Here is a 13817-nt window from a genome sequence, read left to right as displayed (position 1 = left end):
CGCGCCCCCGCCGGTCTGCCGTTTTCGCCGAAGGCGCGCTATATGAAAGAAATGCGCATATTGATCGTCGAGGACGATTCGGAAGCCGGCGCCTATCTCGTGAAGGCGTTCCGCGAGCAGGGCCACGTCGCCGACCATGTGGCCGACGGCCTCTCCGGCTATGCGGCGGCGGCCGAGGGACCTTACGACGTGCTCGTCGTCGATCGCATGCTGCCGCGACTCGATGGGCTCTCGCTGATCTCGGGTCTGCGCGAGCAGAAGATCGAGACCCCGGCCTTGATCCTCTCGGCGCTCGGCCAGGTGGACGACCGCGTGAAGGGCCTGCGCGCCGGCGGCGACGATTATGTGGCGAAACCCTACGCCTTCTCCGAATTGCTCGCCCGCGTCGAGGCGCTGGCGCGACGGCGCGGCGGCGCGAAGCGGGAGGAGACGGTCTATCGCGTCGGCGATCTCGAGCTCGATCGCCTCTCCCACAAGGTCACCTCCGGCGGGCAGGAGATCGTGCTGCAGCCGCGCGAGTTCCGCCTGCTCGAATATCTCATGAAACATGCGGGTCAGGTGGTGACGCGCACCATGCTGCTCGAGAATGTCTGGGATTATCATTTCGATCCGCAGACCAATGTCATCGACGTCCACATCTCCAGGCTGCGCTCCAAGATCGACAAGGGCCGCGAGACGCCGCTCCTGCACACGATCCGCGGCGCCGGATACATGATCCGTGAAGGCGCTCGTTAGACTCTTCCGCACGACGGCCTTCCGGCTATCGCTCGCCTATCTCGTGCTGTTCGCCTTCGGCGCGGCCATCGTTCTGACGCGCGTGAAGATTCATGTCGAGGATCTGTTCGACGAGCAGACCGCGCAGACGATCGACGCCGACATCCGCGGCCTCGCCGAGCAATATGCGGAGGGCGGCATCCGCCAATTGGTCGAAGTGGTGGAGCGGCGCGGGCGCGCGCCCGGCGCGTCGCTCTATCTGGTGGCGACCTTCGCCGGCGAGCTCGTCGTCGGCAATATCGCCGCCATGCCGCGCGATCTGCCCGAGCGCTCCGAGCTCGTCGAATCGCTCTATCAGCGACGCGGCGAGACCCTTCCGCGCCATCGCGCCCTGATGCGCCTGTTCGTGCTGCCGGACGGCTTCCGCCTGCTGGTCGGCTACGACCTGCACGACCGCAAGATGCTGCACGCGATTCTGGGCAAAGCGCTGATCACCTCGCTGTTCTGGCTCGTCGCCATCGGCACGCTCGGCGGCATTTTCGTCGCGCGGCGCATTTTGGCGCGGCTCGACAAGATCTCGGCCTCCGCGCAGCGCATCATGGGCGGCGATCTCAAACAGCGCCTGCCGCTGATGGGAGCCGACGACGAACTCGACCGTCTCGCGGGCAATCTCAACGCCATGCTGGAGCGCATCGACGAATTGATGACCGGATTGCGCGAAGTCTCCGACAACATCGCGCATGATTTGAAAACCCCGCTCACTCGGCTGCGCAATCGCGCCGACGAAGCGCTGCGCGCCGATCTGACCAAAGAACAATATCGCGAGGCGCTCGCCGGGCTGATCGAAGAATCGGACGGGCTCATTCGCATCTTCGACGCGCTGCTGATGATCGCGCGCGCCGAAGCCGGCTATTGCAGCGACTTCCTCACCGAATTCGATGCGAGCCGGGTGACGGCCGACATCGTCGAGATGTACGAGCCGGTCGCCGAGGAGCGCGGCGCGCGGCTCGAGCTCGAAGCGGAGCAAGGGCTGAACCTGCTCGGCAATCGCGATCTGCTCGGCCAGGCGCTGGTCAATCTCGTCGACAATGCGTTGAAATATGGCGCGCCCGAGCAAGGCTCCGCGGTCGTCGTGCAGGCGCGGCGCGCAGGCGAAGGGATCGAACTCGCGGTAACGGATCGCGGACCGGGGATCGCGGAGAAGGATCGCGATCGGGTGATCGGTCGTTTTGTGCGGCTCGAGAATTCACGCTCGCGGCCGGGCTCCGGATTGGGCCTGTCATTGGCGGCGGCCGTGGCGCGTCTGCATGGGGGCGCGCTGCGGATCGAGGACAATCGGCCGGGACTGCGAGTCACTCTCTCGCTGCCGGCGCGAGCGGCGACGATGCGGCAGACGAGCGCCGGCGCAGCGTCCGTGCTGTCCGCGAGCCTCGGCGCGGGCGTGGGTCTCGCGCCGCGCGAAGCCGCGAAATGACGGCCTTCACCGGCGGCGCGCGACGCCGGCGCGAAGAATGGCGCGCAGCGCGCCCGCATGCGGCAGGCCGCGCGCACGCGCATCGTCGATGCGTTCGAAATCGGTTTCGCAGACATGGCTCTGCGCGCCTTTGAACAGCAGCAGGCTCGACGGCGTGACGACGATGTCGCCCGGCCGCAGAGTGGGATCGTCGAGACGAAGCATGTCCGTCGTCGAAGCGCTCCGACGCGCGGCGAGCGCGTCGCGGAATGCGGCGGCGGCCTGCGTCGCGAACGCGTCGTGACGTTCGCGCGCAGCATCGACGCGCCGCAACCAGTCGTCGCGTTCGTCCTGTTGTTGCGCGGAAACGCCGTTCGTCGCCGCGGCGACGATGATCGCAGCGAGCGCCGTGCGACGAATAAATATCGAACACATCATGGGCGTGATTCGCGTATCGCTTTCGAGCTACGTGTATTCCCCAGTTTGTCAATCGTCGCCGCCCCCAGAATAATGCCTATAGTGCGGGTTTCGCCGTAAGCGCCACGACGTGCGGAACGGCGACGCGCACAAGTTCTTCGGGGCTGCAGATTAATTGGGGCTCGTTGCAATGATCATTTCGACACAAAGTGTTGCGCGCGCAATTCGTGCGGCTGCGGCGGCGCCCGACCGGCGCGCGCCGCAAAGAGCGGCTCGGCTCGCGACGCCTGTTCGGCGCAGGCGCGAGATCGTCGCCGGCGCGTTTTGCGCCTCGTCATTTCGCTGAAGAGATCACGGCTCCATGGCTCACACACCGCCGCAGGCGAGCGCGCTCGCCGATGTCGCCGCTCGCCCGACATTCGCTCCCGCGCCCGGAACGACGAACGAACACGCCATCATCCATGTCATCGACGATGACGACGCCGTGAGGGATTCGCTCGCGTTGCTGCTTTCGACCGAAGGGCTGCGGGTCGAGGCGCACCAGAGCGCCAGCGTTTTTCTCGCGCATGTCCAGTCCGGCTCCTCCGGCTGCGTCGTCACCGACGCGCGCATGCCGGAAATGACCGGCATCGAGCTGCTCGAGGAGATGAAGAGCCGGCAATTGACGCTGCCGGTGGTCGTCATCACCGCTTATGCCGACGTCAATCTCGCGGTCCAGGCGATGAAGCAGGGCGCCTTCGACTTTCTCGAGAAGCCCTTCGACAATGACGCGTTGATCGCCTGCGTTCGGCTCGCGCTCGCCTATGAGCGCGAGGAGCAGTTCCGCGCCGCCGAGACGCAGACCATCCAGGCGCGGATCCAGACGCTGACGGCGCGCGAGAGCGAGGTGCTGGCGCGCCTGCTCGACGGAATGCCGAACAAGACGATCGGCCGCGAGCTCGGGATCAGCGTGCGCACGGTCGAGGTTCACCGCGCCAATGTGATGTTGAAGATGAACGCCGGCAGTCTTTCCGAGCTGGTGCGCATGTCGCTCGCCGCCTCCGCGGCCGCCGCCGACCATCCCCGCGGCAAGGGCTGACGACCCCGACCGATCTCTCACGACCTTCGCCTGTAGCATGGCGGTCATATTTGCGGCATAACCCGCCGGGCGCGGCGCTGCGCCGGCGGGCCCTTCGGGCCGCCCTCCGACCTTCGTCGCTCGCATGGCCGCCACCCTTCCGGGGGCCGCGTCCTGGCAAGGTCGAGGCTGCAGTGGATTCGAAGCGATTTCTGTTGGTTGTGACGTTTTTGGGCGTAGCGCTCCTGTCGGGGTGCTCGCTACTTCCGGGGAGCGGTCCGTCGGGCGATTCGATGGCGGAGGCGGGGACGGCGGCCGTTCCCGCCTTTGTCGGGGTGGAGATCGACGCATTCTCCCTCGACGTGCTGGCGCGGCGGCGCGAACCGTCGCTGCGGGGCTCCTTCGGCGATCATCGGCCGCCGGCGACGCAGCCGATCGGGGTCGGCGACGCGCTGCAGATCACGGTGTGGGAGGCGGCTGGGGGCGGGCTGTTCTCCTCGGGCGGGGGCGACCGCACGAGCCCCGGGTCGCGCTCGGCGACCATTCCCGAGCAGACGGTGGGGCGCGACGGCTCGGTGACGGTGCCCTATGCGGGGCGCATCCAGGTGGCGGGCCGCAGCCAGCAGGAGGTGGAGGCGGTCATCGTGGAGCGTCTGCGCGGCAAGGCGATCGAGCCGCAGGCGCTGGTGACAGTGACGCACAACATCAGCAATATGGCGACGGTGACCGGCGAGGTCGGGCAGGGGGCGCGGGTTCCGCTGACTTTGCGGGGCGACCGTGTGATGGATGTGATCGCGTCGGCGGGAGGGTTCCGCACGCCGATCCACGAGACTTTCGTGAGCCTGACGCGGGGCGACCGGACGGCGCGCGTTCCGCTCGGGGCGCTGCTGGCGACGCCGCGCGAGAACATCTATGTGCGGCCGGGCGATGTGGTGACGGTGGAGCACACGCCGCAGACCTTCACGGTGGCGGGCGCGACGGGGTCGAATTCGGTCCTCGAGTTCGGGGCGCGCAGCCTCACGCTGGAGGAGGCGATCGGCAAGGCCGGGGGGATCGAGGACCAGCGGGCCGATCCGTCCGGGCTCTATGTGCTGCGGTATGAGCCGAGCGCGATCGTCGCGGAATTCCCGGCGGCGGCGCCGGAACTGGCGTCGCGGCCGCAGGTTCCGGTGGCCTATCACCTGGACATGCGGGACCCGCAGGCGCTGTTCGCGGCGCGGCGGTTCGCGATGCGCGACAAGGATATTCTGTTCGTTTCGAACGCGGCGCTGACGGAGGCGACGAAGGTGCTTCGGCTGGTGTCGCTGCTGACGCAGCCTGCGATCCAGGGGTTCACGGTCCAGTCGCGGATCAGATGAGGCCGAAAACAGGCGCGGGGGCGGCGATAATCGGTTGACGGGGCGGGGCGACGCAGGCAAGCTGAAGGTCGCCGGATGTTGCGGCGCCGCAAGCGGAAAGGCGATCGACGGAGATCGCGGGATGCGGGGCCTGGCGGCCGGCGGCGTGGACTGTGAGGATCGGGTTCGGGTTTTTCCGAGTTCGGCGCCGATGAGGCGCGCGGATCGCTTGGCGTCGCGAGGCGCGGGGCGCCTCAACTACTCGAGGGGGCTTCTTGGCGGACCGATTGAACACGAGCGTGCTTGCGGCTTTCGAGCAGCGGCTATTGGGCGCGATCGTGTCGCGCCTTCCGGTATCGGTGACGCCGGACCATCTGACGGCGGTCGGGCTCCTTGGAGCGGGGGTGACGGCGGCGGGGTTTCTGCTGTGCCATTGGTCGGGGTGGTTCCTGGCGGCGGTGGTGGCGGGCCTGGCGGCGAACTGGTTCGGCGATTCGCTGGACGGGACGCTGGCGCGGCACCGTTCGATCGAGCGGCCGCGCTACGGCTTCCTGCTGGATCATTCGAGCGATCTGATCGCGCAGAGCCTGATCGTGGTGGGGCTCGGGGCGTCGCCCTATTTCACGATGCCGTCGGCGCTGTTCGTGCTGTCGCTTTATTTGTTGATGAGCTCCTACACCTATCTTCGGGTTGCGACGGAGGGGGTGCATCGTCTGTCCTATGGCGGGATGGGGGCGACGGAGTTCCGGCTGCTGGTCGCGGCCTGGGCGGTGATCGCGCATTGGGCGGGTCCCGGTCTGATCGAGGCGCGGGTCTTGCGGTTCGCCTGGATCGATGTGACGGTCGGGGGGCTTTCTGCGCTGGCCTTCGCTCTGTTCGTTATGATGGTTCGGCGCGATCTGGCGCAGATGGACGCGGAGGACGACCGGGAGGCGGCTCCGAGCGCGACGATCCACCGGCTCGCCGCGCGCCGGCGCGAGACGGCCGAGCCTCAGGCCCTGCCGCCCCCGCCCGAGCCCGCCCCTCAGCTCCAGGGCGTCTCACTGAGGTAGATTCAAAAAAGTCTCCCGTTCACGGTGGGAAGGCGCGGCGCGCGGCATATTTGTCCGGGTGATCCGTCCTTTCGGGAGACGACGCCCATGACTCACAGAGACGCCAATCGCGACCTGCGTTCCCGCCAGAAGGCCGCGCTCGAGACGCCTTCCGGCCTCAAGGCGGAGGCGACGCGCGACGTTTCCGGCGCGCTCAACGCCGTCCTCGCCGACATTTTCGCCATCTATCTCAAGACCAAGAATTTTCACTGGCACATGTCGGGGCCGCACTTCCGCGATTATCATCTCCTGCTCGACGAGCAGGGCGAGCAGATTTTCGCCATGACCGACGACATCGCCGAGCGGGTGCGCAAGATCGGCGGCACGACGCTGCGCTCCATCGGCCACATCGCCCGCTTGCAGCGCATACAGGACAATGACGCGGATTATGTCGATCCGCAGGACATGCTCGCGGAGCTCCGCGACGATAATGGAGCCCTCGCCGCCCGCATGCGCGAGGCCCATTCGCTCTGCGATGAGCAAGGCGATGTGGCGAGCGCCTCGCTGCTCGAGAATTGGATCGACGAGACCGAGCGGCGCGTATGGTTCCTGTTCGAGGCTGGCCGCCGCGGCAATGCCTGAGAGCGACGAGGCTCCGCCGTTCCGCCCGATCTCGTTGCGCGGGACGGCGCCCCTGGTGTAGGTGTTGCGGAGCTTCGAGGTCCCATGCGCAATCCACCGCCCCAGGCCATTCGCCTCGCCGATTATCGGCCGCCGGATTTCCTCATCGATTCGGTCGATCTCGATATTTCGCTGCATCGCAGCAAGACGCGCGTCACGGCGCGGCTCGCGATTCGCCGCAATCCGAAAGGGCGGCCCGGCGCGGAGCTGGCGCTCGACGGCGACGGGCTGGTCCTGCGCCGGCTGCTGCTCGACGGCGCGAGCGTCGCGGCCGAGGCGACGCCCGATGCGCTGACGCTGCGCGCGACGCCCGACACGCCCTTCGTGCTGGAGATCGAGACCGAGGTCGACCCCGCCGCCAACACGCAGCTCTCCGGCCTCTACCGCTCCGGCTCGGCCTATTGCACGCAATGCGAGGCCGAGGGCTTCCGCCGCATCACTTATTTCCTCGACCGTCCCGACGTGCTCAGCGTCTATACGACGCGCATCGAGGCCGATGCGGCGGAGGCGCCGGTGCTGCTCGGCAATGGCAACCGGATCGCGTCCGGCGCGCTCGACGGCGGCCGGCATTTCGCGGTCTGGCGCGATCCCTTTCCCAAGCCCTGCTATCTCTTCGCCCTCGTCGGCGGCGATCTCGGCCATATTTCCGAGCGCTTCACGACCCGTTCGGGCCGCACGGTCGATCTCTCGATCTATGTCGAGCACGGCAAGGAGAAATACGCCGGCTATGCGATGGACTCGCTCATCCGCTCCATGCGCTGGGACGAGGAGGCGTTCGGCCGCGAATATGATCTCGACGTGTTCAACATCGTCGCCGTGTCCGATTTCAACATGGGCGCGATGGAGAACAAGGGTCTCAATATCTTCAACGACAAATATGTGCTGGCTTCGCCCGAGACCGCGACCGACGGCGATTACGCCGGCGTCGAATCCGTCATCGCGCATGAATATTTCCACAATTGGACCGGCAATCGCATCACTTGCCGCGACTGGTTCCAATTGTGCCTCAAGGAAGGCCTGACGGTCTTCCGCGACCAGGAGTTCTCGGCCGACCAGCGTTCGCGCGCGGTCAAGCGCATCGCGGACGTGCGCGGCCTGCGGCTGCAGCAATTCCCGGAGGACGCCGGACCGCTCGCCCATCCGGTGCGGCCGAGCGTCTATCACGAGATCAACAATTTCTACACGGCGACCGTCTATGAGAAGGGCGCCGAGATCATCCGCATGCTGCGCGCCTTGATCGGCGAGGATGATTTCGCGAAGGGCATGACGCTCTACTTCGACCGTTTCGACGGGACGGCGGCGACGATCGAGGATTTCCTCTCCTGCTTCGCCGAGAGCTCGGGCCGCGACCTCGCGCAATTTTCGCTCTGGTACGAGCAGGCCGGCACGCCGCTCGTCACCGTCGAGAGCGATTATGACGCGAAGGCGAAGCGGCTGACGCTCGCCTTCGAGCAGTCGACTCCGCCGACGCCGGGGCAGAACGAGAAGAAGCCCTTCGTCATTCCGCTGGCGCTCGGCCTCATCGGCGAGAACGGCGACGAGATTCCGCTCGTCTCGCGCGATGCGAGCGTCGCGGAATGCGAGCGCGGGCTCGTCGAGCTCGCGACGCAAAAGCGCGTCGTGACCTTCGAGAATATCGGCTCGCGCCCGGTCGTCTCGCTGCTGCGCGGTTTCTCCGCGCCGGTGCGGCTCGCGCCGCCGCAAGCGGCCGAGGATCTGCAGCGCCTGCTCGCCCACGACCGCGATCCGTTCAACCGCTGGCAGGCGGCGCAGAGCCTCGCTCTCCGCTCGATCTTCGCGCGCATCGAGGCGCTGCGCGGCGCCCGGCCGGAGGAGGACGCCGCCGCCTTCTTCGACGCGCTCGGCCGGCTCGTCGCGGCGCCGGAACGAGATCCGAGCCTCGTCGCGCAGGCGCTGTCGCTGCCCTCCGACATCGACATCGCGCGCGAGATCGGCCGCGACGTCGACCCGGATGAGATCTTCGCCGCGCGCACGGGATTGCGCCGCGATCTCGGCCGCCATCTCTCGGGCGTGCTGACCGAGGCGCGCGAGCGTCTCGCCCCCGCCGAAGGTTTTTCGCCCGACGCCGCCAGCGCCGGCCGCCGCGCGCTGCGCAACGCCGCGCTCGACCTGATCGCCGCGGGCGACGCCGCCACGGGCGGCGCGCTCGCCGAGCGGCAATTCGCGGACGCCGCCAATATGACCGACCGGCTCGCCGCGCTGGCGACCCTGTCGCTGCTGCCGGGCGAGGCGCGCGAAGCGGCCTTCGCCGCCTTCTACGAGCGTTACGCCGGCGATCATCTCGTCCTCGACAAATGGTTCGCGCTGCAGTCGACGATCCCCGAGGCCGGGACGACGAAGCGTGTCGCGCGGCTGATGGAGCATGAGGATTTCTCGCTCGCCAATCCCAATCGGGTGCGGGCGGTGGTCGGCGCTTTCGCCAATGGCAATCCGACGCGCTTCCACGCGCTCGACGGCTCGGGCTATGATCTCCTGGCGAGCGTCGTCCTGGAGCTCGATCCGAAAAATCCGCAGCTCGCCGCGCGGCTGTTGTCGGCCCTGCGCTCCTGGCGTTCGCTGGAGGAACGCCGCCGCAAGCTGGCCGAGGCGACGCTACGCCGCATCCTCGCCGCTCCGGCGCTGTCCGCCGACGTCTCCGATATTGCCACGCGCGCGCTGGGGTGAGCGATCGGACGACCGTAGAGGCGTTTCGTCGTCCCCTCGAGGGAGGGGGTCTCTCTTCGCCGGGGTCGCGGTTCGCCGATCCCGTAAATTGACCCGGGGCGCCCTGGCGCCTAGAAGCTGTGGCGACGATCCGGAATCCCGAAATGTCCCACAACAGCTTCGGCCATCTCTTTCGCATCACCACCTTCGGCGAGAGCCATGGGCCGGCGCTCGGCGTCATCGTCGACGGCTGCCCGCCGGGGCTCGAGCTGACCGAAGCCGATATTCAGGTCTTTCTCGACAAGCGCCGGCCCGGCCAGTCGCGCTTCACCACGCAGCGGCAGGAGCCCGATGCGGTGAAAATCCTCTCCGGCGTCTTCGCCGCCGCCGAGGGGCGGCAGGTTACGACGGGAACGCCGATCGCGCTCCTCATCGAAAACACGGATCAGCGCTCGAAGGATTATGGCGAGATCGCCGAGAAATACCGGCCCGGCCACGCCGATTACGCCTATGACGCCAAATATGGAATTCGTGATTATCGCGGCGGCGGACGCTCTTCGGCGCGCGAGACCGCCGCGCGCGTCGCGGCGGGGGCGGTGGCGCGCAAGGCGATCGCCGGCGTCGAGATCCGCGGCGCGCTGGTGCAGATCGGGCCGCACAAGATCGACCGCGCCTGCTTCGACTGGGCGGAAGTCGACAGGAATCCGCTGTTCTGCCCGGACGCCGAGGCGGCGAAGCGCTGGGCCGATTATCTCGACGGGGTGCGGAAGGCGGGCTCCTCGGTCGGCGCGGTGATCGAAGTGGTCGCCGAGGGCGTTCCCGCCGGCTGGGGCGCGCCGATCTATGGCAAGCTCGACGCCGATCTCGCCGCGGCCTTCATGTCGATCAACGCCGTGAAGGGCGTCGAGATCGGCGCGGGTTTCGCGGTCGCCGAGCTCTCCGGCGAGGACAACGCCGACGAGATGCGCGCCGGGGCGGAGGGGAAGCCCGTCTTTCTCTCCAACCGCGCCGGCGGCGTGCTCGGCGGCGTTTCGACCGGCCAGCCGATCGTCGCGCGTTTCGCGGTGAAGCCCACCTCCTCGATCCTGACGCCGCGCCGCACCATCGACCGACACGGCAAGGAGACGGAGATCGTCACCAAGGGCCGCCACGACCCTTGCGTCGGCATTCGCGCTGTGCCGGTGGGCGAGGCGATGATGGCCATCGTGCTGGCGGACCATTTCTTGCGACACAGAGGGCAAGTCGGATAGGCTACCGTCGACAGAAGGGCAGCCGCGTGTGATCACAGAAAACCTCAGGACACCGGCCTTGTCGTCGGATTTAGTTGAACTCTACGAGCGCGACGCCCGAGAGCTTATGAAATATTCGATTGATCAACCATCGGGCGCCATCGACGCTCTGGACGTATTGCGAGCCCATTATGTTGTCGTCGATTTTTGTTTGTCCGAGAACATAGGGGAGGGTATTGGAGGCATAGGGCCAAAGAGCCCAATTCTGCTGCTCTCCGCCGTTGATCGGCAATTCGCCCAGTTTGGCGGCCAAATGAAGTGGAATGATATCAACGAGCGACTTGCGACGCTTACCTTCGGACTTGTGAAAAACCACGCGTTCCACGACGCAAACAAGAGAACTGCATTACTAACCCTAGTTTATGGCTTTTTACTCAACGGATTCTATGTCACGGCGGAAAAGAATGACCTCGAAGATGTTTTGGTGTACATTGCTAGCGGTAGCTTGCACCTGCTCGAGGGTTACGACCTGTTCAAGAATGACCCAGATTCGGAGATTTTGTTCGTTGCAGACTACCTCAAGCACAACACGCGCAAGATCGATAAACGAATGTATTTGATTACATATCGTGAACTCGACAGAAGGCTTAGGCAACGCAACTTCGGGTTGGAGTTTCCTGATAATAACTATATCGACGTCGTTAAATATGAGCCCGGCCATACACTAAAGCAACCAAAGCACAAGCGTGTATTTCACGTGGGATTTCCCGGCTGGTCACGTCAGGTTGCGCGCGGAGACATTAAAAAGATATTGGAAGCTTGTGAGCTTACCCCCGAGGCGGGAACTGACGCGCAAGTATTTTTCTTCGACGATGACCCGATCTATTTCCTAACAAGTGACTATAGGTCTCAAATTTTTTCCCTGGCTTATAGATAGGAAAATACAGCATCCCGACCGTCCATGTGTCGTGCTACAGTTCTTGATTAGCCGCGCACAGGTGCGCGCACCAAACGCCCACTGGACCGAGAGCCCTGGCCTTCGAAAGGCGGCACAGCCGTTGCTAACCCGCTTCCCGAAGCGACATTTCGTCGGTCGGGGAGAACAAACGAGAATGAGCCTGTTCCTCTGCGCTCACGCCGGCGACGCCGATTGGACGATCGCTCTGCGCTCCTGCCTCGAGCAGATCGGCGCTGGGCTGCGGGACGACATGACGCCCAATCTCGGCTGGTGTTATCTGACCGATTATTACACTCCCTCCGCAGCGAGCATATTGGCGGCGCTGAAAGAACGATGGCCCGGCGTCCATTGGGTCGGCGCGGTCGGGGTCGGCGTGGCGGCCGATGAAATCGAATATTTCGACGAGCCCGCCATGGCGCTGATGCTGGCCGAGCTGCCGCCGGCGTCCTTCCGGCTCTTTTCCGACGCGCGGCCGTGGGACGGCTTCGAGGCCTTCACGGCTCTCGTCCATGCCGATGGCGGAACCCCCGATCTGCAGGCCAGATTGAAAGCTCTGAGCGAGAAGACCGCCACCGGCTATCTCTTCGGCGGCCTCTCCTCGGCGCGCAATCGGCATTTGTGCTTCGCCGACGAGCCGCTGACCGGGGGCGTGTCCGGCGTCGCCTTCGGCCCCGAGGCGCCGGTGATCTCGCGCGTCACCCAGGGCTGCCGGCCGATCGGGCCGCGGCGCACGGTGACGCGGGCCGAGGGCAATTATCTGGTGACGCTGGACAGTCGCCCCTCGCTGGACTGCATTCTCGAGGATCTCGGCGTGACCCGGGAGATGTCCGACGCCGAGCTCGGCCAGGCCTTGGCGCAGACGCTCGTCGGTCTGGTCGCAGTCGGCGAGGACGCCGCCGCCAAGCCCGGCCAGTTCGGCGCCAATACCGAAGTGCGCCATATCGTGGGCGTCGGCCGCAAGGCGGGGCTGCTGGTGGTCGCCGACCGGCTCCAGAACGGCATGCAGCTCGCGTTCTGCCAGCGCAATGTCGAGGCCGCGCGCAATGATCTGCTGCGCATCGTCGAGGAGGTCCGCGCGCAGGCGGAGGCGGCCGGCGGCATTCGTGGAGCCTTATATGTCAGCTGCTCCGGACGCGGCGGTCCGCATTTCGACCGGCGCAATGCGGAATTCGAGATGGTTCGTCGAGCGCTGGGCCCGGCGCCCTTGATCGGCTTCTTCGCCGGCGGCGAGATCGCGCGCCACCATCTCTACGGCTATACCGGCGTGCTGACGGTCTTCGCGGGCGCGGCGTGAGCTTCGAGAGATTGCATGATGACGCCACGGCCGAGCGACGACCCGAAGAAAATCGTCTCCGCCCGCGGGGTCGTCATGCCGCGCCTCGTCTATGGGACGGCCTGGAAGAAGGAACGCACCGCCGCTCTGGTGGAGCTGGCTCTGCGCTCGGGCTTTCGCGGCGTCGACACGGCCTGCCAGCCCAAGCATTATCACGAGCCGGGAGTGGGCGAGGCGCTCGCCGTCCTGTTCGGCGAGGGGCTCGCCCGATCGGAGATTTATCTCCAGACCAAATTCACGCCCCTGCCGGGACAGGACCCGGAGAACGTCCCTTACGACTCCGCCGCCGACATCGGCCGGCAGGTGCGGCAGTCCTTCGAGGCCTCGCTGCGGAATCTGCGCGTCGACTATCTCGATGGGCTGATCCTCCATTCGCCCTATGCCGAGGACAGGGACACTCTGGCGGCGTGGCGGGCGATGGAGAGCCTCTGCGCGGAGGGCGGCGTCCGCCAGCCGGGGATCAGCAATATCTATGAGCGGAGCCGGCTGGAATATCTCTGCCGCGAGGCGAAAATCGCGCCCGCCGTCGTGCAGAACCGCTTCTACGCAAAGACGGGTTATGACCTCGAGCTGCGGGCCTTCTGCCGCGAGCGCGGCATTCTCTATCAGAGCTTTTGGACTTTGACCGCCAATGAGACGGTCCTCGCCCATGCGCGCCTGAAAGAGCTCTGCGAGAAATACGAGCGAAGCCCGGCGGAAGTGTTCTTCCGCTTTCTGACCCAGCAGGACATCGTCTGTCTGATCGGCTCCTCGTCGCAGGAGCATATGCGCCAGGACCTCTCCATCTTCGATTTCCGCCTGAGCCTCGCGGAATGCGAGGAGGTGAACGCACTGCTGCGCTGATCCTCGCGCTCCGTCTCGCCCTTGATCGGCCCCCACGCCGCGTCGTACTCACAGACCCGACGCCGGCGCGGCCCTGGTCTCGAATGGTCCTCGCGCCGCG

General features: G+C 66.2%; 12 protein-coding genes. 11 read left to right on the top strand and 1 reads right to left on the bottom strand.

Annotated features, from left to right (window positions below; all coding sequences use genetic code 11):
- Positions 1 to 51: 51 nt before the first annotated feature.
- Complete coding sequence (locus AC6IW9_RS21665) at positions 52 to 735, top strand: response regulator transcription factor (RefSeq protein ID WP_497772577.1); 684 nt, start codon at positions 52 to 54, stop codon at positions 733 to 735.
- Positions 719 to 2188, top strand: a complete 1470-nt coding sequence (locus AC6IW9_RS21660; RefSeq protein ID WP_497767261.1) for a HAMP domain-containing sensor histidine kinase — start codon at positions 719 to 721, stop codon at positions 2186 to 2188. The genes AC6IW9_RS21665 and AC6IW9_RS21660 overlap by 17 nt, the downstream gene beginning before the upstream one ends.
- 6 nt (positions 2189 to 2194) lie before the next feature.
- Here the strand turns inward: AC6IW9_RS21660 and AC6IW9_RS21655 are convergent, their stop codons facing one another.
- Entirely contained in the window at positions 2195 to 2605 is a 411-nt protein-coding gene (locus AC6IW9_RS21655) for a hypothetical protein (protein WP_497767259.1), read from the bottom strand.
- 340 nt (positions 2606 to 2945) lie between these two features.
- Here AC6IW9_RS21655 and fixJ point away from each other — a divergent pair, with 340 nt between their 5' ends.
- The 9 genes from fixJ to AC6IW9_RS21610 all read left to right on the top strand — a co-directional run bounded on the left by fixJ (position 2946) and on the right by AC6IW9_RS21610 (position 13717).
- Positions 2946 to 3662: a response regulator FixJ gene (fixJ, locus tag AC6IW9_RS21650; RefSeq protein ID WP_497767256.1), complete on the top strand. Its 717-nt coding sequence runs from the start codon at positions 2946 to 2948 to the stop codon at positions 3660 to 3662.
- 272 nt (positions 3663 to 3934) lie between these two features.
- Complete coding sequence (locus AC6IW9_RS21645; protein ID WP_497765984.1) at positions 3935 to 4999, top strand: polysaccharide biosynthesis/export family protein; 1065 nt, start codon at positions 3935 to 3937, stop codon at positions 4997 to 4999.
- 254 nt (positions 5000 to 5253) lie between these two features.
- On the top strand, positions 5254 to 6030 hold the full coding sequence (locus tag AC6IW9_RS21640) for a CDP-alcohol phosphatidyltransferase family protein (RefSeq protein WP_497765981.1): 777 nt from the start codon (positions 5254 to 5256) through the stop codon (positions 6028 to 6030).
- Between the two features lie 87 nt (positions 6031 to 6117).
- Entirely contained in the window at positions 6118 to 6651 is a 534-nt protein-coding gene (locus AC6IW9_RS21635; protein ID WP_497767254.1) for a Dps family protein, read from the top strand.
- A gap of 84 nt (positions 6652 to 6735) precedes the next feature.
- Positions 6736 to 9375, top strand: a complete 2640-nt coding sequence (gene pepN, locus AC6IW9_RS21630; protein ID WP_497767251.1) for an aminopeptidase N — start codon at positions 6736 to 6738, stop codon at positions 9373 to 9375.
- Positions 9376 to 9518: 143 nt separating this feature from the next.
- Positions 9519 to 10604: a chorismate synthase gene (gene aroC / locus AC6IW9_RS21625; RefSeq protein ID WP_497767248.1), complete on the top strand. Its 1086-nt coding sequence runs from the start codon at positions 9519 to 9521 to the stop codon at positions 10602 to 10604.
- A 28-nt stretch (positions 10605 to 10632) separates the two neighbouring features.
- Positions 10633 to 11520, top strand: coding sequence for a type II toxin-antitoxin system death-on-curing family toxin (locus AC6IW9_RS21620; protein WP_497767246.1), 888 nt, complete (start codon positions 10633 to 10635; stop codon positions 11518 to 11520).
- A gap of 175 nt (positions 11521 to 11695) precedes the next feature.
- Entirely contained in the window at positions 11696 to 12835 is a 1140-nt protein-coding gene (locus tag AC6IW9_RS21615) for an FIST signal transduction protein (RefSeq protein WP_497767243.1), read from the top strand.
- 15 nt (positions 12836 to 12850) lie between these two features.
- Positions 12851 to 13717, top strand: coding sequence for an aldo/keto reductase family protein (locus AC6IW9_RS21610; protein ID WP_497767241.1), 867 nt, complete (start codon positions 12851 to 12853; stop codon positions 13715 to 13717).
- The last annotated feature ends 100 nt before the right edge of the window (positions 13718 to 13817 follow it).

It is taken from the genome of Methylosinus sp. shoA (assembly GCF_059718125.1).
Note: the sequence above shows the minus strand (reverse complement) of the source record. Positions and strands in the feature narration are given on the sequence as shown.

Excerpts from the sequence above, each read along its gene's own strand:
- AC6IW9_RS21665 (WP_497772577.1), top strand. The coding sequence starts at position 52 with ATGCGCATATTGATCGTCGAGGACGATTCGGAAGCCGGCGCCTATCTC.
- AC6IW9_RS21655 (WP_497767259.1), bottom strand. The coding sequence starts at position 2,605 with ATGATGTGTTCGATATTTATTCGTCGCACGGCGCTCGCTGCGATCATC.
- fixJ (WP_497767256.1), top strand. The coding sequence starts at position 2,946 with ATGGCTCACACACCGCCGCAGGCGAGCGCGCTCGCCGATGTCGCCGCT.
- AC6IW9_RS21645 (WP_497765984.1), top strand. The coding sequence starts at position 3,935 with ATGGCGGAGGCGGGGACGGCGGCCGTTCCCGCCTTTGTCGGGGTGGAG.
- AC6IW9_RS21635 (WP_497767254.1), top strand. The coding sequence starts at position 6,118 with ATGACTCACAGAGACGCCAATCGCGACCTGCGTTCCCGCCAGAAGGCC.
- pepN (WP_497767251.1), top strand. The coding sequence starts at position 6,736 with ATGCGCAATCCACCGCCCCAGGCCATTCGCCTCGCCGATTATCGGCCG.
- aroC (WP_497767248.1), top strand. The coding sequence starts at position 9,519 with ATGTCCCACAACAGCTTCGGCCATCTCTTTCGCATCACCACCTTCGGC.
- AC6IW9_RS21615 (WP_497767243.1), top strand. The coding sequence starts at position 11,696 with ATGAGCCTGTTCCTCTGCGCTCACGCCGGCGACGCCGATTGGACGATC.
- AC6IW9_RS21610 (WP_497767241.1), top strand. The coding sequence starts at position 12,851 with ATGATGACGCCACGGCCGAGCGACGACCCGAAGAAAATCGTCTCCGCC.